Source organism: uncultured Tateyamaria sp., from assembly GCF_947503705.1.
Classification (GTDB): domain Bacteria; phylum Pseudomonadota; class Alphaproteobacteria; order Rhodobacterales; family Rhodobacteraceae; genus Tateyamaria.
Map to the genome: position 1 here is coordinate 289,501 of NZ_CANNES010000004.1, position 23,613 is coordinate 313,113.

Below are 23,613 nucleotides of genomic sequence, written 5' to 3' on the forward strand. Positions count from 1 at the left end.
GGCCAAAACGCATCACCGCCCCGGCTTGGAAAACCTGATCGTCTCCATCAATGCCGCAAAGGCATCTCGTTCGCTTCGGCTGATATCCGCACCGTTCTCACCGGTTTCGTATTCGGTATCGTCCTCGCCCCCGCTGCGTGTTGCGTTCGCTGCCGCCTCAGCCGCTTGACTGAGCCGCCATGTCACACCTTCATCCGCAAGACCAGCAAGGTCCTGAACCGCATCCGCGATCTCGGCGTCCAATCCCTGTGCCGCGCTGAGTTTTGCGAGCTCTTCGGCCACGGTCATCCGTGCCATGTCGGCGTCGCCCGGTGTGCGGATACAGGGGATAATAGCCAAATGGCGCGAAGAGAGCATGTTATCAAGGGCATCGGGGCCAAGTGCGGCAAAAATCTTTTCGCGCAACACCCCTGCACCGCCATGGGCATGACGCAGAATCAGGTCCCGCAGGATGGCGTGATCAGGGTCATCGCAGCCCAGACTTTCCAGCCCGCTTTCAAAGTCTTCTGCCACTTCGGGGGTGCAGATCAGTGCCGCGAGGATCACGGCCTCGCGCAGGTATACCGACAGATGATCGTCGCCCGCCGTGGCCAGCACCGAAGATTTCGTGGTCGGCATCGCCGATTGTGGCGGTTGCCACCTACCGCTACTCTTACGCGCCCCGCCGTTTCGGTTCTGGGGACGAAACAGCTGCCAGCGCAGATCCTTGATCGCCTGCCCGTAATGTTGGCGAATCGACGGATCCTGGATCCGCTTGATCTTGTCGCGCAGCGCCAGGTCCAGCGCCGCCTTACGCTCCGGGCTGTCAAAGTCGCGCCCCTCAGTTTCGCGCTGCCACAAAAGGGTGACCATCGGGATCGCACCGTCGAGCAGCTTCTGAAGCGCGGGCGCCCCTTGGGCCTTGAGCAGATCATCGGGGTCTTGCCCCTCTGGCATCAGTGCAAAGCGCAGGGACTTGCCCGCCTCCAGCAGCGGCAATGCCAGATCGATCAATCGCATCGCGGCACGGAGGCCTGCCGTATCCCCGTCCAGCGCAATGATTGGTTCAGGCGAGACCCGCCACATCATCTGCAACTGGTGTTCGGTCACGGCAGTACCAAGGGGGGCTACCGACGCGCCAAAGCCGTGTTCGGCCAAGGCGATCACATCCATGTACCCTTCGGCCACGATCAGAGGTTGGCCCTTACCCGCTGCCGTGCGGGCGGGCCCATGATTGTAGAGGCTGCGGCCCTTGTCAAACAGCTCGGTCTCGGGCGAATTCAGGTATTTGGCGTTATCATTCGGGTCCATCGCCCGCCCGCCAAAGGCGATGCAGCGCCCACGCGCGTCGCGAATAGGGAACATGATGCGGCCGCGGAACGTGTCGTAGGGCTTGCCGCCTTTTTGCGAGGGCTTTGCCAGGCCCGCGCCGAGGATCAGATCATCCTCAACCCCTTTGGCCTTGAGAGCATCCCAAAGCCCCTGCCAGGCATCCGGTGCGAACCCGATTTCCCAACGGTCCAGCGCCGCTGCACTCAGGCCTCGACGATCCAGATAAGCGCGTGCGTCCGTTGCGGCGCCGGTTTTGAGCTGCAGCCGGAAATGCTGCACTGCCTGTTCCATTACCTCTGCCAAAAGGGTCCGGCGGTCGGCCTTTTCCTGCGCCCTTGGGTCGCGTTCGGGCATAGGCATACCCGCCTCACCGGCGAGTATCTCTACCGCTTCCATGAAACCTACATTCTCGGTTTCGCGGACAAAGCTGATGGCGTCACCTTTGGCGTGACAGCCAAAGCAGTAGTAATAGCCCTTGCGATCATCCACATGGAACGACGCGGTCTTTTCATGATGAAACGGGCACGGGGCCCAGAGGTCGCCCTTACCCTGGTTTGACTTGCGCGCATCCCACATGACCTTGCGGCCCACGACCTGTCCCAATGACAGGCGCGTCCTCAATTCGTCCAAGAATCCAGGGGGCAGGCTCATGTCTTTAATATTGGGGCTTAAGGTCCGAAAGTCGAGGGGACCCTATTGCTGCAAGCACAGCTCTTCCCACGCGGCACCAAGGTCTTCGTTGCGGATAATCCGCCGCTTTTGTTCATAAACCCAAGGTGTGATCAGCGGTATGGTCGCATTGTAATTTTCTGGCCATTCGGGCGAAGAGGCCAATAGGTGGTCCGTCACGTCCCGCTCTGCCACCCGGTCAAGGCGCGCCTGCTGTATGGCCGATACGACCTGAGCCTGAATGGCACATTTTTCGTCCAGATTTTCAATGGCAAAGGCAGGCGATGCCAGCATCAAGGCGGCACAGGTTAGGGTAAAACGGGTCATGAAACGCTCCGGCAACAGGGAATCGGTTTGCGCCAACCTATCCCCGTGCCGCCACGCTTTCCATCGCCCTTTGCAGATCGTGCAGTAACGTCCGCGCCATCGAACGAAACACCATCACCACAAAGCTTTGCGGCCCCGTGCGCGTGATCGACCCGTTCATGTGCTGCACGAGGCTGCGCGCTGTATGCCCCCGTTTGAAGCTGGCGGCACGCAGATCAACAGGCACCATACGTGCCAGCACATCTTCTGCGCCGTCACCCGACAGTTGCACAGCGGTCCACGCATCCGATTGCAACGTCAACGCGGCATAGGCGTTCAGCGCGGCATCGGGTTCAGGTCCGGCCAGCATCACCATCTCGCGCCCGAACCATATAGCGCGCGCGCCTTCTTTGCCCGTGGCCCGGTTCGGCCCCGGCAAGGCCATGCCATGGGCCGCCTTCAACGCCTCGCTCAACGCTTTGCCCTGTCCCTTGTAGGGCGCGATCGAAGTCAGAACCCCCAGATCAACCTCCGCCAGGGTGACGGTGCCGATGGTCATTGGGGCCATGTCATCCAAGGGGGTTTGCGCGCGCAACTCAACCACGGGTCCGCCCTCCTTCTGGATCAAAGAACACTGGATTGCACAGCTCTACCTCGGTTTCGATCTCGCGCAGGTGATCGACCATTCGCAAGGTCTCCCCATGTCGGGTCACCCCGTCTTTGACAAAGCCGAGGCCCAGAAAATGGCCCAGCGTCGGCGAGAACCCAACTGAAGTGATGTAACCCTGGTCATGAGCAGGCGCGGCGTCCTCTCCGGGCGTGTAGATATGTGCGCCCGCAGTCAGTTGTTTTACCGGCCCCAACGGCTTCAGGCCCACCAATTGGGGCCGCCCCTCGGCCACCAGACCGGGGCGTCCGGCCATGGTCTTGCCGATGCAGTCCTTTTTGGCCGAGATCATGCGCGCCATCCCCAGGTCACTGGCCGTCACCCGCCCGTCAATTTCCGAGTGGGTGATGAAGCCCTTTTCAATACGCAACACATTCAGCGCCTCCATCCCGTAGGCACCGCCTGCCATCGCCTTGGCACGCGCCAAGAGGAGCTCAAAGAGGCTTGCACCATAGCGCGACGGCACCGCCAGTTCATAGGCATGCTCGCCCGAGAACGAGATGCGGAAAAGCCGCCCCGTTACACCCTGTACCGACACCGGGCCGCAGGACATGAAGGGCCAGGCCTCGTCGTCGATAGGGGTGTCGAGAATTCCGTTCAGCAGATCGCGGGCCAGTGGCCCTGCAACCGCAAACTGCGCCCACTGTTCCGTTACGGACACAATCCGCACATCCCATTCAGGACGCAGAGCCTGGGTCACAAATTCCAAGTGACGCATGACCTGACCGGCCGCCGCTGTGGTCGTCGTCATCACATAGTGATCGGGACCAAGCCGCGCGGTTGTCCCATCGTCCATGACAAACCCGTCCTCGCGCAGCATCAGGCCATAGCGCACACGCCCTTCTTTGAGGGTGGAGAACATGTTGGTGTAGACAAAATCGAGCAGGCGGGCGGCATCTGGTCCCTGAATGTCGATCTTGCCCAGGGTGGACACATCACACACCCCCACGGCATTGCGGACATAGCCTACCTCGCGATCACAGGATTGCCGCCAGGTCGTTTCTCCTTCTAACGGGAAATAAGAGGGACGATACCATTGCCCCGCCTCGATCATCGGGGCGTTGGCGGCGACACTCGCGGCATGGCTGGTGGTGAAGCGTTCAGGGGCAAAGCCTTTGCCCTGCGATCCCGCACCCAGCGCGGCCAGCGCCACCGGGCAATAGGGTGGGCGGAAGGTCGTTGTTCCTGTTTCGGGAATGCCCCGACCAGTCGCATCGGCCAACAGCGCCAGTGCCGTCACGTTGGAATTCTTGCCCTGATCCGTCGCCATCCCTTGAGTGGTATAGCGTTTCATATGCTCGACGGAGGTGAAGTTCTCCACGGCCGCCTGCTTGACGTCTTTCACGCTCACATCGTTCTGGAAATCAAGCCAGGCGCGCCCTTTACCCGGTACCGCCCACAAAGGCGCGACGCTGTAGGGGGTGGCATCCGCCTCGGGCATCGCGACATCCGCAACCGTCATGCCAAGCGCCTTGATGCTAGCCGTGGCCGCATCAACGCCCTCGCGCAAACAATCCGCCGTGGCAAAGGCGCCATTACAGGCGCCAGCCGTTTCCATGCCCGGAATAGACCCGGGCGTCGGGACAAAGCTGGCAATGTCAGGGGCCCAGGTCGGACGGCCATTCATGTGGCAGGTCAGGTGCACACTGGGGTTCCAGCCACCGGATACGGCCAGACAGTCAGTCGCCAGACGCTCCGTCCCGCTTTGCGCCTCAAAGGTGATGGATTCCAGGCCATGACGCCCCTGGCTGCCCGTGACCATAGCCCCTGCGTAAATCGGATAATCGCCCAGCGGCTGCGCGTCCTCGCGGCTGTCGATGACACCCGCAATATGAACACCGGCCGCCTGCATATCCACAGCCGTGCGGTGCGCGTCGTCATTGTTTGCAAATACGGTGACGGCCTTGCCCGGCGCCACGCCCCAGCGGTTCAGGTACGCACGCACTGCACCGGCCCCCATGATCCCGGGTCGATCATTGTTCTCAAAGGCGATGTGCCGCTCAACCGCGCCTGCGGCCAAAACCGACCGGCGCGCCGCAATACGCCAGAAGGTTTCCTTGACCCCGCCCTTGGGCATGTCGCGGTGATGGCAAACACGCTCCAACGCGCCAAAGGTACCGCTGTCATAAGCGCCCGTGACCGTTGTGCGGGTCATTAGACGGACATTGTCCATGGCCTCCAATGTTGCGACCATCTCAGCCGCCCAATCGGTGCCCGGTTTGCCATCTACGTCCAAAGTCTCGGCGTTCAGACGACCGCCCATCACGCTGTCCTCGTCCGCCAAAATCACATCCGCACCGGACTGTGCCGCGACCCAGGCCGCCATCAGACCGGCAGGCCCTGCACCAATGACCAGAAGGTCACAAAAGGCATAGGCCTTCTCATAGTGATCGGCGTCCTTTTGACCGCTCAGCGCCCCCAAACCCGCCGCACGGCGGATGATCGGTTCATAGAGCTTTTCCCAAAAGGCTCGCGGCCACATGAAAGTCTTGTAGTAAAACCCAGCGCCCAGAAATGGGGCCGCCAGGTCATTCACCGCCATCGCGTCATACCGCAACGAGGGCCAGGCATTCTGGCTGCGCGCCTCAAGCCCGTCATAGATTTCCTGCACGGTCGCGCGCACGTTGGGATCGGCGGCCGGACCACGCCCAATCGTAACCAGCGCATTGGGCTCTTCCGACCCTGCGGTCAAAATCCCGCGCGGACGGTGGTATTTGAACGACCGCGCCACCAGGCGGATGTCATTGGCCAACAGCGCCGAGGCGAGCGTATCGCCGGAAAATCCCCGATAGGTATTACCGTCGAACGTAAAGGAAACCGGGCGCGTGCGATCGACGAGGCCTTTGCCATCCACTCTCATCGCTTGACCTCCGTCGCCAGCTCGGCACCCGTAACCTCATGGGTCACCGTATTGCGCGACACGCGCAACCAGGCCCCACAGCCCGCATCATGGCTCCAAAGCTCGTGATGATCCCCTGGCACATTGGCGCGCAGGTAGAGATAATCGTCCCAAGCCGCTTCCCCTGCATCCGGGTCCGGGCGGTGCAGCATCACATCCGCGCCCTGATAGTAAAATTCGCGATGATCCCGTTCACCACAGATCGGACAGGGCAACCGCATCAGACGTCTCCTCGGGGGCGATCCCCCAGCTTCATTGTTTCAAAAATATGCAAATCCGACATGGCCAACCCCTCAGTGCAAATTGTGCTGAGAGCCGGTGGATTCTTCATCCATGATCCCGACGCCGGTACGGAACCGATCCAGCCTGTGGCGGACGGTGGTGGGGTGCGGGTTGTCCGTGGCCAGCAGATGGGCAAAGGCATTGCCCGACCCCGGCGTCGCCTTGAACCCGCCATAGCACCAGCCCCCGTTGAAATAGAGGCCCTTGATGTCAGTGCGGTCCATAATGAAGGACCCATCCGGGGACATGTCCATGATCCCGCCCCAACTGCGCAGCATCTTGGCCTTGCCGATGGCAGGCATCAGCGTCATTGCCGCCTCGACTACATGCTCGGCCATGGGCAGATTGCCGCGCGCGGCATAGCTGGAATACATGTCCAGATCGCCGCCAAAGACGAGGCCACCCTTGTCCGACTGGCTGATATAAAAGTGGCCCATGCCGTAGGTGATCACATGGTCGATGATGGGCTTGAGACCCTCTGTCACAAAGGCCTGCAAGATGTGGCTTTCGATGGGCAGGGTCAGTCCTGCCATCGCCGCCACCTGGCTTGAACGGCCCGCTGCCACCATGCCGACCTTCTTGGCCCGGATGGGACCACGGGTGGTCTGCACGCCCTTGACCACACCGTTCACAACGTCGATGCCTGTCACTTCGCACTGCTGGATCAGATCAACGCCCCGATCACTGGCCGAGCGGGCAAATCCCCACGCCACCGCGTCATGGCGGGCTGTCCCGCCGCGTTTGTGATAGAGCCCGCCATAAACGGGAAAGCGGGTCTGATCGAAATCGAGATAGGGCAATTCCTTGCGCACGCCTGCATTATCCAAAAGGATCGCGTCGTCGCCCTCGCCGATCATCATGTTGCCGCGCCGGGCAAAGGCATCGCGTTGACCGTCGGAATGGAACAGGTTGATGATGCCGCGCTGCGAATGCATCACGTTGTAGTTCAGGTCTTCCTCCAGACCCTCCCACAGTTTCAACGAATGGGAATAAAACTCGGAGTTGCCCGGCTGCATGTAGTTGGCACGCACGATTGTCGTGTTGCGGCCCACATTGCCACCACCCAGATAGCCCTTTTCCAATACGGCCACGTTGGTCAGCCCGTGTACCTTGGCCAGATAATGCGCCGTGGCCAGACCATGGCCACCGCCACCAATCAGAACGATGTCATATTCCGCCTTGGGTTCGGGGTTGCGCCAATGCGGCCCCCATCCCTTGTTCCCTGTCAGTCCTTCCTTGAGGACCTTCAGCCCTGAAAAGCGCATACGCACCTCCGCCCCATTCTCGGATTTGTAACGGGTTCCACCATCACCATCTGGCAAGGTGTAGCAAGAGGGGGCGTGCCGTCTCCCCTCCTTTTCGACATGGGTGGGTCAATCCGCGACCGATTAAGGCGCTCACGCGGAATTGCCTAGTCCGGTCGACCGATTTCGGGTTGAGTAGCGCTACGACGTGAAAGGCCCCTTGATGCTGACCAAAATACTGCGATGTGCAGCCCTCGCTCTCTGCCTGACCGGAGCCGTAGAAGCGCAAGAGGGGTTTCAATCCCCCTCCATTGTGATCCTTGGCGACAGTCAGATCCCCTTTGGGTCTGGCCCGGTCTTTCTAGAGTTTTTCGAGAATATCAAAACCCATTGTCCACCAAGCCCGCAACAGGCCAAGAACCTGGCTGTGCTGGCAGACATGAAGGTTGCCGTGATCGGTGTGCGTTCGACCTCGCTACATTCGTGGACCGCAACCATGGGCAAGGCGAAGGGGGCCATTTGTGACGTCGATCCCAAGTGGAAGGTGAACGCAGGCACGTACGGGTTCATCAACACCACCGGCAACAAGTACAAACAGATCGGTCGGGGCGACGCCTATCAGTTTTGCGAAATGGACAAATCCGCCTTTCAGGTGATGTTTCGCCCCGACTACTATGACCCCAAGCTGATCTTGCTCTCGTTTCTGGGCAACTCGGCCAAACGCTGGGCCAACCAATATGAAAAAGCGGTAGAAGACGTGCGCAAGATGAACGCGCAACTGCCCGCAGGCGTGCCGTGTATCTTTATGACCACGGCCCCAAGTTATTCCAAAAAGATCACAGATTTGCGGGTCAAAGCGCAGGCCAATCTCAAACGCGCCTTTGTAGAAACCGGCAGCACTTGCAGCTTTGTCGAGGGGGCCACCCCCGAAACTGTGGCTGCCAATCAGGGCAACAAGCATTACTTCCGGGTCAACAAGGCGGGCAAGGTCAAGGACCCCTATCACCCCAACACCAAGGCGGCCAAAAACTTCTTTATGATCGCGATGGATGACATCTGCACCGCTGTCTATGACCAGATCGGTGCGGCCATGCCCGACAGCTAGGCGCGCGTTCGGCGCTGGACCTGCCTTGCAATGCTCCATAGGTTTGCGGGATGACCGCGCCCCTTCAAACCTCTCGGAAACTCTCTGCCATTCTGGCTGTGGATGTCGTCGGCTATTCCCGGATGATCGGCGAGGATGAGGCGGCAACGCTGGCGTCCTTGCGTGACCTGCGGGCCGCGGTGTTCGGCCCGATCTTTGCTGATTGCAATGGCCAGGTGGTCAAAAGCATGGGCGACGGGTGGCTTGTCGAGTTTGCCAGCGCGGTCGAGGCCGTGAGCGCCGCAATGCAGGTGCAAGATCAACTGAAAGGTCATCCAGTGATGCGCCTGCGCATGGGCATCCATATCGGCGACGTGACCCGCAGCGACGATGACATCTATGGTGACGGTATCAACATCGCCGCCCGGCTTGAAGCGCTGGCACCGGAAGGCGGCGTTTTGATCTCTGACGGTGTCTATTCCAGTTTGGACGGCACTTTGTCGCCCTCGTTCAGCCCGGCAGGCAGCCAGACCCTCAAGAACATCGCGCGGCCCGTGGTCACCTGGGTGCGCGCAGCCAATCATTCAGGCAGCCCGACGGGTCTCACGCAGACGCATGCGTCGTCCAGTCTGCCAAACCTGAACATCCAGCCCACTGCAACCAGCGACACGCGCGCCGAATTGCAAGACACCGCTGACGGGCTTACGGCGGACCTGGGTACTTACTTTAGCAGCATCAACTGGTTGAACACACGCATTTCCAGCACGGATCGCGCCGACGGCTATCACTTGCGCCCGGTCTTGCGCGCGCGGGGCGAACGCTTGCGGTTGGAAACGCGGCTGCATGGCCCCGGTGGGGCCACAATCTGGACCCACAAATCCGACAGCACGCTGGACGAGGCCTTCGATTGGCAAGACACCGTCGTGGCCGAGATTGCCGATCACGCGATCGGCATGATCCTTGAGGCGGAAACGGCGCGGATCATGTCCATTCCAGACGACGAGCTGACGGCAGAGCAGTGCATGTTGATGGGCATCATGACCTGGCGGGACTTTTCGCTCGCGTCTTTTGTGCGCTCGGCCAGCTTTCATGACCGCGCAATTCGGGCCAAGCCGGATTTTCCGGATCCGTATGCCGAAGGGCTGATCGTGTTGATGGCCGCACGGACGATGACCAGCAATCCAAAGATGACACCCTATCTGGACAAAGTCCCCGAATGGATCGAGGCCGCCCGCCCGTTGGCGTCCGGTCATGCCATGTTGACCCTGGGCATCGCCATTGCGACCTATACTCAGGATCAGCGTTCGATTCCGCTGAAACACGCAGTGGAGCACGCCTTGCGGCTTGCCCCATTTGACGCACGTATCCTGAGCTATTGCGGCTGGGCAAACCTGTGGTCAGGACAAACAAACGACGCTTTTGACTGCTTTCAAAAATCGCTGGAATTTGGCCGCCTTGGCCCATTCTATGTGGCGTCTTTGGGTGGGGCCGCGACAGCCTGCGTACAGCTGGGCCACGACAAAGACGCCTTGGGGTATGTCGAAAAAGGGCTTTTGCTGTCCGACAGTTATCCCACCTATTTCAGTGTCAAAAGCGCAGCGCTCGCGCATCTCGGCCGCATAGACGAAGCCCAAGCCACCATGGCACACTATCTGACGATGGAGCCGACGCGGACAATCCAGACCTGGAAAAAGACCAACAATTACGGCGGCTCGGAGGGCGGCAAACGTTTGCTGGCGGGCATGCGCAAGGCTGGCATGCCATTGGAATAGGGCCGGACGCATGCCCGGCCCCATCTTAGCGCTTCAAAGCCCCTTGGCGCGGTAGCTCGCGGCAACCTTTTCGATGGCCACCAAATAGGCCGCCGTGCGCAGATCATCCACGTCATCACGTTCATGCCAGACCGCAGCCATCGCCTGATAGGCCGCGCGCATCGTGTCATCGAGGCCCGAGCGGACCAATTCCAATTCACCCGCACCGCGCAGATACTTTTCCTTGAAGTCGGGGGTCATGCTCCACTTGTCGCCCAGATGATGGCTGAGGCGTTCCAGCTCGTCCACGACCAGTTGGTGGCGCGCCTCTTCCTGGCGGCGCTGCATCCGGCCAAAGCGGATGTGGCTGAGGTTCTTGACCCATTCAAAATATGACACCGTCACACCGCCCGCATTCGCATACATGTCGGGAATGATCACTGTGCCTTTCTCGCGCAGGATGTTGTCCGCACCTGCGGTCACGGGGCCATTGGCGGCCTCCATGATCAGCGGCGCCTTGATCCGGTCGGCGTTGCTCAGGTTGATCACCCCTTCCAGGGCCGCAGGGACAAGTATGTCGCAATCCGTCTCGAGCACGGCGGCACCGTCCTCGACATAGGTACCATCAGGATATCCTCTGACCCCGCCGTGGCTGGCAATCCAACTGCGCACTGCCTCGACATTCAGGCCATTCTCATCCGTCAGCGCGCCATCCCGTTCGATGATGCCCACGATCTTGCAACCGTCCTCCTCGCTCAGGAATTTGGCCGCGTGATAGCCCACGTTGCCAAGGCCCTGCACCACAACGGTTTTACCATCCAGGGTTCCCGTCATCCCGGCCTTCTGAAGCCCACGGCTGTCGCGGAAAAACTCCTGAAGCCCGTATTGCACGCCACGGCCTGTGGCCTCGGTCCGACCCTGGATACCGCCCGCATTCGTGGGCTTACCCGTGACACAGGCCACGCCATTGATGTCGGTCGTGTTCATGCGTTTGTACTGGTCAGCGATCCAGGCCATCTCACGCTCGCCCGTACCCATATCGGGGGCGGGGACGTTTTGCGCGGGGTTGATCATATCGCGCTTGATCAGTTCATAGGCAAAGCGGCGAGTGATCAACTCAAGCTCGTGATCATCATATTCACGCGGATCAATGCAAAGGCCCCCCTTGGAGCCGCCAAAGGGCGCCTCGACCAGCGAACACTTGTAGGTCATCAGCGCGGCCAGCGCCTCGACCTCGTCCTGGTTTACGCCCAGGGAAAAGCGGATGCCGCCCTTGACCGGTTCCATATGTTCCGAATGAACGGATCGGTAACCGGTGAATGTCTGCATCCCGCCCCGCAGGCGGACCCCAAAGCGCACCGTATAGGTTGCGTTGCATACGCGGATCTTCTCCTCAAGACCGGGCGGCAGGTCCATCAGCGCCACGGCGCGGTTGAACATCATGTCGACGCTTTCACGAAAGCTCGGCTCGGTCGGGGTGCTCATTCAGGTCTCTCCTTTGACGGCTGCGACTCACCTTGCAGGGTGGTGCGCATTAGCAGCCTATGACGGATCACCCAAAAGATGCGAATTTTTTGGGCGGTTTGAAAACTTCACAGTGCAAGTCTCGGAATCATTAACAAAAGGTAAACAGTACGCAGGCGTTCGTGGGATTGGACACAAGCCGTGCGTAAAACCACACACAATTCCCTGTTTCGCCTGATTTCGAACACATTCCCCCGCCACACAAACAATCGGACGAAAAGGCGATCCCGCCTGCAACACCGTTAGAGAAATAGGGTACATCATGCCTGGGAAATGGACATCGAAACTGATCACACTGCCCGGTTTGCGCCGCCGCAGCGCGCGGTTTGCACGTGACGAGGCAGGGACGATGACGATCTTTGCCGTCTCGATGATCATGATGATGATCCTCGTCTGCGGCATCGGCGTCGACATCATGCGCAACGAGATGGAGCGGACGTCAGTCCAGGCGACCATCGACCGCGCAGTGTTGGCCGCCGCGGACCTTGACCAGACCCTTGATCCCGAAGCGGTGGTCCGGGACTATTTCGACAAGGCGGACCTTTCCGAATTCCTAACATCGGTCCATGTGGACGAGGGCCTGAACTTTCGCACTGTGACGGCTGTCGCTGACGGTACAACGCCCACGCGGTTCATGCGGTTGATGGGGGTCGATGACCTGCCCGTCCCGGCCCGCGGACAAGCCGAAGAACGTGTGCAAAACGTAGAGATTTCGCTGGTGCTGGATATTTCCGGCTCCATGGGGCGCAACAGCAAGATGGACAACCTGCAGGACGCCGCGAAAACGTTTGTGGATACCGTCATTCAGGACGAAACCGACGATCTGATCTCGGTGTCGTTAATCCCCTACACCGCGCAGGTGAATGCCGGGCCCAATATCTACAACGAGCTGAACACCGATCACCGGCATAACTTTTCGCATTGCATCGACTTCATCGAAGAAGATTTCGACACGGCAACGATCAGTTTTGCGCGAGTCTATGAACAGATGCAGCATTTTGAAGAAGGGTACTGGTACAGCAACCCGATCAGCAACCCGGGTTGCCCCCAACAGGATTACGAACGCATCCTGCCCTTCAGCCAGGATAAGAATATCCTGAAGTCGCGGATCGACGACTACCGTGCGCGGGCCAACACCTCGATCCATATCGGGATGAAATGGGGCGTCGCACTGCTTGACCCCTCGTTCCGCCCGATCACACAACAGCTTTCGCTGGACAAAAAGATCGACAGCGCCTTTTCGGACCGTCCCGTCGCCTATGACGATGTGGAAACCATCAAGACACTGCTGTTGATGACAGACGGCGAAAACGTGAACACGACGCGGATCCAGGATTGGTACTACAACAGCGCGAGCGAATACGCGCACTGGGCCAAATACCCGCTCTATTGGTACCTCAACAACCACAACGTGGGCAGCTGGAGCAACTGGCGCTATACCAAATACACCTCCAGTCAGGCCGACAACATGTTGTCCAACATCTGTGACGCCGCCAAGGACGAAGGCATCGTGGTCTGGTCCATCGGCTTCGAGGTGACCAACTATTCCGCCGGGATCATGGAAGACTGCGCCTCGTCGCCCAGCCACTTCTTCCGGGTGGAAGGCATCGAGATTACCGAGGCCTTCGAGGCCATCGCCAAGCAAATCAACCAATTGAGGCTGACCCAATGATACGCAAAGCCACAACATTCCTGCGCCGGTTCCGGCGTGATGAAAACGGCCAGATGCTGGTGGAATTTGCCCTGGCGATCCCGCTGATCTTTACCCTGTTCATGACGTCTGTCGAGATGGGAATCTATACCCTGCGCCAGGTGTTTCTCGACCGGGGGCTCGACATGGCCATCCGCAACGTGCGTCTGAACACCGGCGCAAATTACAGCCACAACGACATCAAGGTCATGATCTGCGAGTATTCGCATTTCCTGGATGATTGCGACAGCGCGCTCAAGCTTGAGCTGAACCCGATCAATCCGCGTGCCTTTGCGGGTTTTGACGGTGCAGCGGATTGTGCGGACGTGTCCCAACCTGTGACGCCCTCACGCTCGTTCGTGCATGGCGGCGAACACGAGCTGATGCTGGTGCGGGCCTGCTACATGTTCAAACCTGTCTTTCCGACGTCCGGCCTTGGCTATTCCTTCACCAAAGACGGCTCCGGCCGGTCCAAAATGGTGTCGCTGTCGGGCTTTGTGCAGGAGCCAAGCTGATGATGCCCCATATCAAAAACATTCTGCGCCGTTTTCGCGACGAGGATCGCGGCAGCATCGCGGTCGAAACGATCCTGATCATCCCGATCATCTTTTGGATCTATCTGACCATGTTCGCGATTTTTGATGCCTACCGGCAGCATTCGCTGAACCAGAAGGCGGCCTATACCATCGGCGACATCATTTCGCGCGAGACGACGCCAATCGACAGCGCATACCTCAATGGCTCGCGCGAATTGCTGGCCTACCTGACAGCCAACCGCAAGAACGACGTGGCCATCCGGGTAACAAGCGTGAAATACGACGCGAACAAGAAGCAGTACAAACGCGATTGGTCTAGGAAAAAAGGCTGGCAGCCTGCGCTGACAAACAATGCCGTCAAAGCGCTCAAGGATGATCTGCCCGTGATGCCCCACAACGAACGTGTGGTCGTTGTCGAGACATTTGTGAAATACGAGACACCATTCAACACAGGGCTGTCGGATCACGAAATTCACAACTTCGTCTTCACCCGGCCGCGTTACGCACCCCGCGTGTTGTGGTCGAACGAATAATCAGTCTTGAGGGTCGTCGCGCTGCGCAATCATCGCGGCGATCATCTCCGCCATGAACTTCGTTTGGGGTCCGGGCGTCATCCCCCCCACCCCGATCCGGTTGCCCAACCGCCACCATAGGCCCGGGCGCCAGGTGCGCCCTTCGGACTTAGACAGGCGAAGCAAAAACCCGTTGGACGGTTTGAACGCAAAAACGCCCCGATCCAGAGACATGATATCTTCGACCTGAGCAAGAACGGTACCTTCGCTGTCGCGCAGCTCAGAATTGGTCAGCTCAAGGCTGAGCGCGGTGGCCTTGCGCATCATTTCCGCAATCCAGATCGACCCACCGCCCAAGACAAACAGGAAGACCTGCCAGCCAATGTCGGGTGGCTGCACGACGGCCACGTAAATCACCATCAAGGCTAAAAGGTAGAGCGACCCAAGCCCAAGGATGCGACGGCCCATCGACGCTTGGACAACGGCCAGAATTTCGGTGTCGGGGTTCAAAGCATTTGACATGGCACCGCTCGTAGCGCGCACCATGTCCACTCACAAGGGCCTAGCGCCGCACAATGACTTCCGCGCCGACTTCTTCGGGCTCATCATCTGTCATCTCGGCGGGAAACCCGGGCGCGGTAACGTCGAGACCCGTCGCCTCTTCAAGCCGTTTGATCACATTGGGCGACAACTCGCGCGGGCCGAAACGTTCGATCCCGTCCTGAAAGATGTTGATCAGCAAGGGGTTCAGCTCAAGCGGCACGCCCGCCCGGTCAGCCACGTCCTGAAACAGACCAATATCCTTGGCCACCAGGTCCATTGTGAACGAAATATCCCGACTGCCATTCAGAATCACCTGGCCTTCGGTCTCATGCACAAAGGAGGTGCCAGAACTGATCGCCATCGCCTCATAGGCCACGCCAAGGTCCATGCCCGCCCCTTTGGCGACGGTCAGAGCCTCGGCGACGCTCACCAGATTCGCGGTCGCCAAATAGTTGGTGATCACCTTGAGGACAGAGGCCGAGCCCAAATCGCCCGTGTGCAGAACCCGTCGCCCCATCGTCGTCAGCAAGGGCAGGATACGTTCAAACGTGTCGCGGTCGCAGCCTGCAAAGATGCTGATATTGCCGGTATCGGCCCGGTGACAGCCGCCGGAAACAGGACAGTCGACAGCCGCCCCACCCGCTTCGATCACCTGTGCCCCGATGCGTTTAATCTCAGCTTCATCCGTCGTCGACATCTCCATCCAGATCTTGCCGGGGCCGACATGGGGCAACATCTCGGCCAAGACCGCTGCCGAGGCCGCGGGGCTGGGTAGGCACGTGATCACGGCATCGCAAGACTGCATCAAAGCAGCAGGGCTTTCGCCATCTCGCGCGCCTGCCGCGACCTTTTCGGCCACAAACTCTGCGTTCAGATCATGCACCGCCACGTCGTGGCCATTGCGCAGCAGGCTGCCAGACAGTTTGCCGCCCACATTACCCAGGCCGATAAATCCAATTTTCATTGCGCCACGTTCCTTGTCGTTTTGAGGTAAGGGAAACGGCACAGTGGGTTCTGTCCGTCTCGTTTGCGACATCGTCTCACGCGTGCGGCGTGAAATTCTCGGCATAGAACCGATACCAGTTGCCGCCCATGATGCCTGCCACTTCGTCTTTGCTCATACCCACATCGCTCAAGCCCTGTTCGATGTTGCCAAAGTCGCGGTTGTCCCGGAACCATTGGGGCATCGGCGGAAAGCCGGGGGCGGCAGCGGAGCCTTCGCCATAGTCGATCTCTTTGCTCCAACGGCCCACGCGCATCCACTCCACGATGCTGTCGGGCTGGTCCTGGCAAAGGTCCGATCCCAGTCCCAAATGCGCGACCCCAAAGCGGTCCGCTGTGCGCGCAATCATCTCGCAAAAGTCCTGCAACGTGCAGTTAGACTTGCCCTTGAGATGATGGGGATAAAGGGAAAAGCCGAACATGCCGCCATTCTCGGTCACCGCTCGGATCACATCGTCTTTCTTGTTGCGCAATGCCGGTTGCCAGACATGCGGGTTCGCATGGGTGATGGCGATAGGGCGTGTCGACAGCTCCGCCGCCTCGATGGTCGACCGGTCCGCCGAATGGCTCATGTCCACGACAAGCCCCACGCGGTTCATCTCTTTGATCACCTGTTTGCCCATGCGGGTGATGCCCGGGTCTTCGGCCTCGTAACAGCCCGTCGCCAACAGGGATTGGTTGTTATAGGTCAGCTGCATGAAGCGCGCCCCAAGAGTGTGCACGATCTCGACCAGGCCGATGTCGTCCTCGATGGGGCTGGGGTTCTGAAAGCCGAAAAAGATCGCGGTGCGGCCCGTAGCGCGTGCTGTGTCTACGTCGCTGGCCCACTGCCCCTTCATGATCAGATCGGGAAACTGTTCAAACCAACGGTTCCACTGCTCAAAGTTCAGCACCGTTTCGCGAAAGTTTTCGTGATACGAGATGGTGACGTGCACCGCGTCCACGCCGCCCTCGCGCATCTGGCGAAAGATCTTTTCCGACCAATTGCAATACTGAAGATTGTCGATGCGCATGGATCAGTCGTCTTTTTCGTCAAAGTGGAACAGGCCCATCGCACTCGCACCCAGCGGGATGCCGGCGAAAGGGCCACCGTGGCGGAAATCCGACGGGTTTTGCGGATCAAGCGGGTCGAACTTGGCGTAAATCTCTTCCGCGAACTGCTCGGCATTGTCCTTGGGTCGATAGCCCAGATGCCGGGCCGCTGTGTTGTCCACCGGCGCGCGGTCATTGTCGGACACACCGTAGACGACGGAAAAGCCGGTGATGGGCGTGGTGATCGACTTCTCCACCAGTTGGATCATGTCATCATAGCTCAGCCAGCTGCCCACCGCGCGGGGATTGGTGACCGGCGCGCAAGACAGGATGCGCAGGCAGACGGCCTCAAGCCCCCTCTTTTCCCAATACATCCGGCCCAGATCTTCGGCAAAGCATTTGGCCAGCCCATAGAAGGTGTCAGGGCGATGGGGCACGTCGATGCCGATGGCCTCATTCTTGGGGTACATGCCCACCGCATGGATGGACGAGGCATAGACGACACGGCGCACACCGTGCTGATGCGCAGCCTCCCAGATGTTATAGGCCCCGACAAAATTCGGGCCCAGCAATTCCTCAAACGGTTTTTCGTCCACGATGGCGCCGAAATGGACAACCATGTCGGCCCCCTCCAGCAGGGGTTTGACGGCGGCCATGTCGGCCACATCAGCCTGCACATAGGTCTCGTTCGCGGCCAGGTCGCCTACGCTTTCGGCAATGTCCGTAGACAGCAATTCGTCGCACATCGCGGCCAGCGGGGCGCGCAGATGCGAGCCCAGATTACCCGCCGCCCCTGTCAGAACCAGTTTCTTCATGTCGTCTCCTCTCCGTCTTAGATGACGGCTTTTTCGATGATGGGGCGGTCCTGAATGACGCGCGCGTAGTTGAAGGGGCTGAGGTCCAGGGCACGGTAAGTGCCATAGGTCAGCCATTCGGCGGTGCCACGCCCCATGGCGGGCGATTGTTGCAGCCCATGACCCGAGAATCCGTTGAGGAAGATGAAGTTTTCGACCTCCGGATGCGGCCCCATGATCGCGTTGTGGTCAAAGGTGTTCATCGCATAGTGCCCAGCCCATTCATGGGTGACTTTGATCGCCTCAAACTGCGGAATACGGGTGGCAAGGATCGGCCAGACATGGCTTTCCCAAAGGCTGTGATCCATGTTGAAGTCGTCATAGGCCACCGCCGGGTCAATGTCGCTGTGGCCGCCACATTGATAGGTACCGCCGCCGTTTTCGCGGACATGCACGCCCGATGGATCAATGGTCAGCGGCAGATCGACCTCAAGCGGGGTTTCTGCGGAGAATATCCAGGAAAAGCGTTTACGCGGCTCCACCGGCACCTCAATACCCGCCATCCGGGCGGTGCGCGCCGCGCGCGGGCCCGAGGCGTTGACGACCTGGCCACAGGCGATGACCTCACCGCTTGCCAGTGTCACGCTTTCCAAGCGGGTCCCGGCAGCGTTGCGCGTCATGGCAACCACTTCGTTCTGCACATACTCCACGCCGCGTTCGCGCGATTGACGCCGCCACCAGTCAAACACGGCGGCCCCGTCCCAATAGCCCTCATCCACCGTGTTTATGGACCCCAGGACAATGTCATCGACATTGTAGAAAGGATAGGCCGCCTTGATCTGATCCGGCGTCATCAGCTGGGTTGCGGCGCCCGCTGCATGTTGCACCACGGCGCTGTCGCGCAGCGTGTTGGCAAACGCCTCGCTGTCGGCAAGGTACATGTAGCCAAAGTTGCGGATCCCAAGTTCGGGCACGCGTTCATCGCCACCCATATAGGTTCGGATGTTTTTCACGAAATCAGCAGCAAACTGACTGATCCGTACGTTCAGCTCGGTCGAAAATTGCTGGCGCATGCAGCTATTGGTGTGCGCGGTGGAACACGCCTCATAAGTCATGTCCTTTTCCACAACGAGGACCGAGCCGTCAAAATCAGCGTTATCCGTCAGGAACCACGCAGTCGACGCGCCCATGATTGCACCACCCACGATGACAACATCGTATTGCGTTTTGGTCGGGGTTTGGGCGGTTGCTGCCATTCTCTACCTCTTGGTCATTGCGCCATGAAAGCACGCGCGACGCGGGATCAGACACAGGTCGCTCGTCCGGCACATTGGTACAAAGGCCACGCGGGCGCCAGACCCAGATTTCAGATAGCACTAGGTTCAACTGGACGGATGCATACGCTACCGTTTGGCGCGTTGCTCAGTCCGCGCAGGCGAGCACAACGTCAAATTCGACATGCAGAAACGGATCGCTCACCTGACCAGAGATCGCCATACCGTCCGGAAAGTCCGAGCCTGGTTTCTCGACATAGGTCATCACCAGATCGTCCCGCACGCCAAAGACGGTGTCGTGATCCAGATAGGGATCATCGTCAGGGAAAATTTCGGTAACAAGCGTTTTAAAACCCGGCGCTTTGATGATGTAATGCAGGTGCGAGGGCCGCCATGGATGCCGCCCGCAAGCCCGCAGAATGTCACCCACTGGCCCATCCGAGGGCACAGTGTATTCCACCGGCTTCACCGTCGTAAAGGCATAGCGGCCATCCTCCCCAACCGTCATCAGCCCGTGGAAGGAATAGGTGTCCTGTTCTTCGTCCTGGCTCGCGTAGAGCCCGTTGTGAGCGGTCTGCCAGATGTCCAACTCGGCCCCCGCAATCGGGTTGCCATCGGTGTCGCGAATGGTGCCTTCCGCCAACAAAAGCGGGCCGCCATAGTGCCGCTTCATGTCCCCGCCGACCTCCAACGCTGGTGCGCCAGAAACATGGAACGGGCCTAGAACGGACGAACTTGTCGCCTCTGCGCTGGAATGCAGCATATCGACCAGCGATGACAGGCCCAGCACATCAGAGGCCAGCACAAATTCATGGCGGTCCGGGGTTTCAACGGCGGCGCATCCTTCAAGAAAGGCGATGCCCGTGCGCCATTCCTCATGGGTCAGGTTCACCTCGCGGGCAAAGTCATGCAGGTGTTTGACCATGGCCCCCATGACCTCGCGCATCCGCGGGTCTGTGTCCTCTGCCAGATAGGCCATGAACACGTCGGTGATATTGTCCTTGGTCACGGTGCGCATGTCAGGTCTCCTTAGATGAGGGCAAGGCTGAGGATCGGGAACTCGATCAGGATAAAGAGCACGATCAGCATCACAAAGGCAAAGGGCAACGCGCCCATGAACACGTCCTTGAGAGAGATGCGGTCGTCGTTGATCGTCGATTTGATGACGAAACAGGATATGCCCAAAGGCGGCGTCAGCAACCCGATCTCGGCCCCCACAACGGTGATGATCCCGAACCAGATCAACGACATGTCCAGCGCCTCGGCCAGCGGCAAAAACAGCGGCACGACGATCAAGATGATCGAGGCCGTATCCAGCAGCGTGCCCAGAAACAGCATGAGCAAGACATAGAGCAGCATGATCGTCCAGAAGGACGCCGCATTGCCCGCCAGCAGGTCTTGCAACTGGTTGGGCAGGCCCGCTAGGCCCAGCATCCGGCTGTAGATCGAGGCGGCGGTGATCAGAAAAAGGATCGCCGCCGTGATATGTCCAGTCTCCAGCAACGCATCCCAAAACCCTTTTGCAGACATCGACCGACGCACAAGGGCGATGATCAAGGCCACCAGCGACCCGGCGGCCCCCGCCTCCACCGCCGTCAACCAACCGGTATAGATGCCGCCCAACACAATGGTGATCAGGCCGAGCGTCGGCAGGGTCTTGGACGCAATCTCGCGGCCCGTCATCCACTCGGTGTCTTCGACCACGCGCCCGCCGACGAAATTGGGGGTAAAGCGGCCCATGAACCAGATGGCCCCCACATAGGCGATGGCCAGCAGAATGCCGGGAATGACACCCGCCAAAAACATGTCGCCCACAGATTGCTCGGCCACAAAGGAATAGATGATCAGCATGGCAGAGGGCGGGATGATCATGCCCAGTACCGAACTGCCCGCAACAACGCCCACGGCAAAGCGGGGGGTGTATTCTTGCGCCATCATCTGCGGGACAGAGACCTTGGTAAAGACCGAAGCCGAGGCGATGGATGATCCCGTCACGGCGGCAAAGACCGCGTTGGCCCCGACCGTGGCCATACCAATCCCGCCTTTGACCTTGCGAAAGCGCATGGTCATGACCTCATAGATGTCGCGGCCCAACCCCGCCTTTGAGACGATTAACCCCATAAAGGTAAAAAGCGGAATGGTGGCGAAACTATACTCCATCGCGCTGTCGCCGACGGCCACCTTGAGCAGGTTCAGAGCCAGTGTGAAGTTGTCGCGCATCAGCCAGATCGAAACAAAGGACACCATGCCCAACGCAATCGGAATATAGACGCCCGAATAGATCAGAAAGACGATGGCAACGACCGAGATAAGGCCGATCTCAATGGGGGTCATCTGGACGGCTCATCATGTTCGGGTGCGCGGATCAGTTGCGGGCGATCTTGCGCGGTGATGACCTTGATCGCAAAGATCACACAGGCCAGCGTCGTGCCCACACTGATCACCAACTTGACCGGCCACCAGGGCAGCGTGAAAAGGCCCGGCACCCCGAAAAAGTCGTTCGTGGCCCACATCTTGAGGAACTCGGGAAAAGTGATGTAGGCAATGAGCCCCATGAAAATTGCTGAAAGCGCGTTGATGATGCGCCGTAGGTTGGCCGTCAGCCCCGGGCGACGGTGGTGCATCAGGTTCAAGAACCCATCCGAGCGCGTCAGCCGGTCGACCCGGACCACATCAGCCAGTTGGAGAAAAACGATCATAACGACCGAAAACTGCACCATTTCGTAAGTGCCCTTGATCGGCGCAGAGAAAAAGCCGCGCGCGATCACATCTACATTCAGGACCACCACCAACGCCAGCACAACAAGGGTGCCAAGGGCGTTGGCGGCAATGGCCAGGGTATTGGCGACCGCAGAGAGGCCAGCCACAGCGGACTTTAGCATGATGTGGCCCTTTCCAAGGTCGCCCTGCCGATTATTCGGCTGTCCAGTCGCGCACACCGGTGTACCCGGCGGCTTCCAGCTTGCCCAAATAGGCAGAGAGCATCTCGGTCCCGGCCTCGCCCCGGTCGTTCAGGTTGGCGGCCCATTCCTGTGCGATGTTTGGCATGGCATTGGCCCATGCGGCCCGGTCTTCGGCAGAGACTTCGACGATGGTGCCCCCATCAGCGACATAGGCGTCGCGTGATGCCGCAGCCCGGTCCATGGCGATGCCCGCAACGTGGTCGCGATAGGCAATTGCCACCTCTTGCAGAACCTCTTTGACAGGATCAGGCAGGCCTGCCCAGTAGTCGGCATTCACGGTGATGGTCTTGGAGTTCACAGCGCCCAGATCAGCCTTAAGCATATAGGGGGCCACTTCGGCAATCTTGAATGTCTTGGCCGCCTCGGGCCAGAGCATCCCGCAATCCACCAGACCGGTTTGCAGCATGTTGTAGAAATCGGTCAGACCGCCGCGCACGCCAGCCGCATCCTTGATCCCCTCAAGATAGCGCAGGTTCAGACCCGCACCGGCAATCTTCTTGCCCTCAAGGTCGGTAATTGACGACACTTCTTGGGTGCAAAACAACTGATAGGTGTCCAGCACAACGCCTGTGGCCAGATAGACCTGGTTTTGGGCGGCAAATTCATTGTTCATCGCCGGAAATTCGCGGGCAATCTCGTCCACCGCCTTGGCAACGGCGCGTGCGTCAGAGGCCACAAAAGGAGTCGAGCCGGAAATGCCCTGGCTGGGCAGTTTCGAGGAATGAAAAATCGTGGTGACAATGCCAATATCGCCCAGGCCCAACTGCACGCCTTCCAGCACGCCCTTTGGCTTGACGATTGAGCCACCATAGTTTTCCTGCCAGCTCATCTTGTATTCGCCCGCCTCGGCCAAACGTTTGTCGACCTCGGGGATAAAGAAGTTAGTGAATTCCTTGACCCACAGCGCACGGTCCGGATAGCCGTCGATCACAACGGCGGACACGGTTTGCTGGGCTGCGGCAGGCAACGCCATCGCTGTCGCAAGGGCGGCACCCATCAGGGTCTTTGTGGTCCAGTTTTTCATGTTTTCCTCCCAGAAAATTCAGGCCTTCAGGCCTTTTTGCTTATTTCAGTTGGTCTTGACCCAATTGACGGTCAGGTCCGTGCCTGCCGCTTCAAACAGCTTGGCAATCGCGCAATACTTTGCGGTCTCGACCCCCACACGGGTCAGGTCGTCTTGGGTGGCGGCCGTGTCGCAATGCACAGTCAAGGTGATCGCAGGAAACGGCAGGTCGATCTCCTCCTCCATGAGAACACCGCGCCGGTCAAATTTGCAGTCCGCATCAATGGTGACCATGCCAAGGTCTATGCCCAACCGGTGCGCGTTCTTGTGGCCGATGACATTGGTGCACGCGATCAACGCGGTCATCGCCGCCTCGGTCGGGGACGGGCCCAGATTGGTGCCGCCGCGCTCGATCGGTTCATCAATAACCACGTTCAGGTCACGAACCGGGATTTCGGTGCGGGCATGGGTCGGGCACTGCGCCTTAGCACGGTAGGTCACGACAGTTTTCATTTTCACGGCCATAC

22 protein-coding genes are annotated in these 23,613 nt (G+C 59.4%); 5 read left to right on the forward strand and 17 right to left on the reverse strand.

Going from position 1 to position 23,613, the window contains the following annotated elements:
* Nucleotides 1-12 precede the first annotated feature (12 nt).
* The 6 genes from dnaG to Q1A44_RS12180 form a co-directional block, all read right to left on the reverse strand.
* A complete protein-coding gene (gene dnaG / locus Q1A44_RS12155; RefSeq protein WP_299625082.1) occupies nt 13-1,962 on the reverse strand; it encodes a DNA primase in 1,950 nt (649 codons plus the stop codon).
* 42 nt (nt 1,963-2,004) lie between these two features.
* Nucleotides 2,005-2,307 carry a hypothetical protein gene (locus Q1A44_RS12160; RefSeq protein ID WP_299625085.1) on the reverse strand — a complete coding sequence of 101 codons (303 nt, stop codon included), beginning with the start codon at nt 2,305-2,307 and terminating at the stop codon, nt 2,005-2,007.
* Between the two features lie 37 nt (nt 2,308-2,344).
* Entirely contained in the window at nt 2,345-2,890 is a 546-nt protein-coding gene (locus Q1A44_RS12165; RefSeq protein WP_299625088.1) for a sarcosine oxidase subunit gamma, read from the reverse strand.
* Nucleotides 2,883-5,813 carry a sarcosine oxidase subunit alpha family protein gene (locus Q1A44_RS12170; RefSeq protein WP_299625091.1) on the reverse strand — a complete coding sequence of 977 codons (2,931 nt, stop codon included), beginning with the start codon at nt 5,811-5,813 and terminating at the stop codon, nt 2,883-2,885. The genes Q1A44_RS12165 and Q1A44_RS12170 overlap by 8 nt, the downstream gene beginning before the upstream one ends.
* On the reverse strand, nt 5,810-6,073 hold the full coding sequence (locus tag Q1A44_RS12175) for a sarcosine oxidase subunit delta (protein ID WP_299625094.1): 264 nt from the start codon (nt 6,071-6,073) through the stop codon (nt 5,810-5,812). Before Q1A44_RS12175 ends, Q1A44_RS12170 begins: the two co-directional genes overlap by 4 nt.
* Nucleotides 6,074-6,145: 72 nt before the next feature.
* Nucleotides 6,146-7,399, reverse strand: a complete 1,254-nt coding sequence (locus Q1A44_RS12180) for a sarcosine oxidase subunit beta family protein (protein ID WP_299625096.1) — start codon at nt 7,397-7,399, stop codon at nt 6,146-6,148.
* Nucleotides 7,400-7,601: 202 nt separating this feature from the next.
* On the opposite strand from Q1A44_RS12180, the gene Q1A44_RS12185 reads away from it, so the two are divergent.
* Nucleotides 7,602-8,483: an SGNH/GDSL hydrolase family protein gene (locus Q1A44_RS12185; protein ID WP_299625099.1), complete on the forward strand. Its 882-nt coding sequence runs from the start codon at nt 7,602-7,604 to the stop codon at nt 8,481-8,483.
* Nucleotides 8,484-8,533: 50 nt separating this feature from the next.
* A complete protein-coding gene (locus Q1A44_RS12190) occupies nt 8,534-10,234 on the forward strand; it encodes an adenylate/guanylate cyclase domain-containing protein (RefSeq protein ID WP_299625102.1) in 1,701 nt (566 codons plus the stop codon).
* Nucleotides 10,235-10,267: 33 nt separating this feature from the next.
* Here the strand turns inward: Q1A44_RS12190 and Q1A44_RS12195 are convergent, their stop codons facing one another.
* Complete coding sequence (locus Q1A44_RS12195) at nt 10,268-11,698, reverse strand: Glu/Leu/Phe/Val dehydrogenase (protein WP_299625105.1); 1,431 nt, start codon at nt 11,696-11,698, stop codon at nt 10,268-10,270.
* A gap of 301 nt (nt 11,699-11,999) precedes the next feature.
* Between Q1A44_RS12195 and Q1A44_RS12200 the strand changes: the two genes are divergently transcribed.
* The 3 genes from Q1A44_RS12200 to Q1A44_RS12210 are packed head-to-tail and all read left to right on the forward strand — an operon-like array spanning nt 12,000 to nt 14,496.
* Nucleotides 12,000-13,409 (forward strand): TadE/TadG family type IV pilus assembly protein, encoded by a 1,410-nt coding sequence (locus Q1A44_RS12200; protein WP_299625108.1) that lies wholly within the window; start codon nt 12,000-12,002, stop codon nt 13,407-13,409.
* Nucleotides 13,406-13,942, forward strand: a complete 537-nt coding sequence (locus Q1A44_RS12205) for a TadE family protein (RefSeq protein WP_299625111.1) — start codon at nt 13,406-13,408, stop codon at nt 13,940-13,942. Before Q1A44_RS12200 ends, Q1A44_RS12205 begins: the two co-directional genes overlap by 4 nt.
* Nucleotides 13,942-14,496, forward strand: coding sequence for a hypothetical protein (locus Q1A44_RS12210; protein WP_299625114.1), 555 nt, complete (start codon nt 13,942-13,944; stop codon nt 14,494-14,496). The genes Q1A44_RS12205 and Q1A44_RS12210 overlap by 1 nt, the downstream gene beginning before the upstream one ends.
* On the opposite strand, the gene Q1A44_RS12215 is transcribed toward Q1A44_RS12210, so the two are convergent.
* The 10 genes from Q1A44_RS12215 to Q1A44_RS12260 form a co-directional block, all read right to left on the reverse strand.
* On the reverse strand, nt 14,497-14,997 hold the full coding sequence (locus Q1A44_RS12215) for a hypothetical protein (RefSeq protein WP_299625117.1): 501 nt from the start codon (nt 14,995-14,997) through the stop codon (nt 14,497-14,499).
* Nucleotides 14,998-15,037: 40 nt separating this feature from the next.
* Complete coding sequence (locus Q1A44_RS12220) at nt 15,038-15,982, reverse strand: NAD(P)-dependent oxidoreductase (protein WP_299625120.1); 945 nt, start codon at nt 15,980-15,982, stop codon at nt 15,038-15,040.
* Nucleotides 15,983-16,058: 76 nt separating this feature from the next.
* Nucleotides 16,059-17,033 carry a membrane dipeptidase gene (locus Q1A44_RS12225; RefSeq protein WP_299625123.1) on the reverse strand — a complete coding sequence of 325 codons (975 nt, stop codon included), beginning with the start codon at nt 17,031-17,033 and terminating at the stop codon, nt 16,059-16,061.
* Between the two features lie 3 nt (nt 17,034-17,036).
* Nucleotides 17,037-17,867 carry an NAD(P)-dependent oxidoreductase gene (locus Q1A44_RS12230; protein ID WP_299625125.1) on the reverse strand — a complete coding sequence of 277 codons (831 nt, stop codon included), beginning with the start codon at nt 17,865-17,867 and terminating at the stop codon, nt 17,037-17,039.
* A 17-nt stretch (nt 17,868-17,884) separates the two neighbouring features.
* Nucleotides 17,885-19,102: an FAD-binding oxidoreductase gene (locus Q1A44_RS12235; protein ID WP_299625127.1), complete on the reverse strand. Its 1,218-nt coding sequence runs from the start codon at nt 19,100-19,102 to the stop codon at nt 17,885-17,887.
* 166 nt (nt 19,103-19,268) lie between these two features.
* Nucleotides 19,269-20,138 (reverse strand): dioxygenase, encoded by an 870-nt coding sequence (locus tag Q1A44_RS12240; protein ID WP_299625130.1) that lies wholly within the window; start codon nt 20,136-20,138, stop codon nt 19,269-19,271.
* A gap of 11 nt (nt 20,139-20,149) precedes the next feature.
* The gene (locus tag Q1A44_RS12245) at nt 20,150-21,454 is read right to left on the reverse strand and encodes a TRAP transporter large permease subunit (protein WP_299625133.1); all 1,305 of its coding nucleotides are present in this window, start codon (nt 21,452-21,454) and stop codon (nt 20,150-20,152) included.
* On the reverse strand, nt 21,451-22,002 hold the full coding sequence (locus tag Q1A44_RS12250) for a TRAP transporter small permease subunit (protein WP_299625136.1): 552 nt from the start codon (nt 22,000-22,002) through the stop codon (nt 21,451-21,453). The genes Q1A44_RS12245 and Q1A44_RS12250 overlap by 4 nt, the downstream gene beginning before the upstream one ends.
* Before the next feature lie 31 nt (nt 22,003-22,033).
* On the reverse strand, nt 22,034-23,107 hold the full coding sequence (locus Q1A44_RS12255; RefSeq protein WP_299625139.1) for a C4-dicarboxylate TRAP transporter substrate-binding protein: 1,074 nt from the start codon (nt 23,105-23,107) through the stop codon (nt 22,034-22,036).
* Nucleotides 23,108-23,152: 45 nt separating this feature from the next.
* Nucleotides 23,153-23,611: an OsmC family protein gene (locus tag Q1A44_RS12260; protein ID WP_299625142.1), complete on the reverse strand. Its 459-nt coding sequence runs from the start codon at nt 23,609-23,611 to the stop codon at nt 23,153-23,155.
* Between the last annotated feature and the right edge of the window lie 2 nt (nt 23,612-23,613).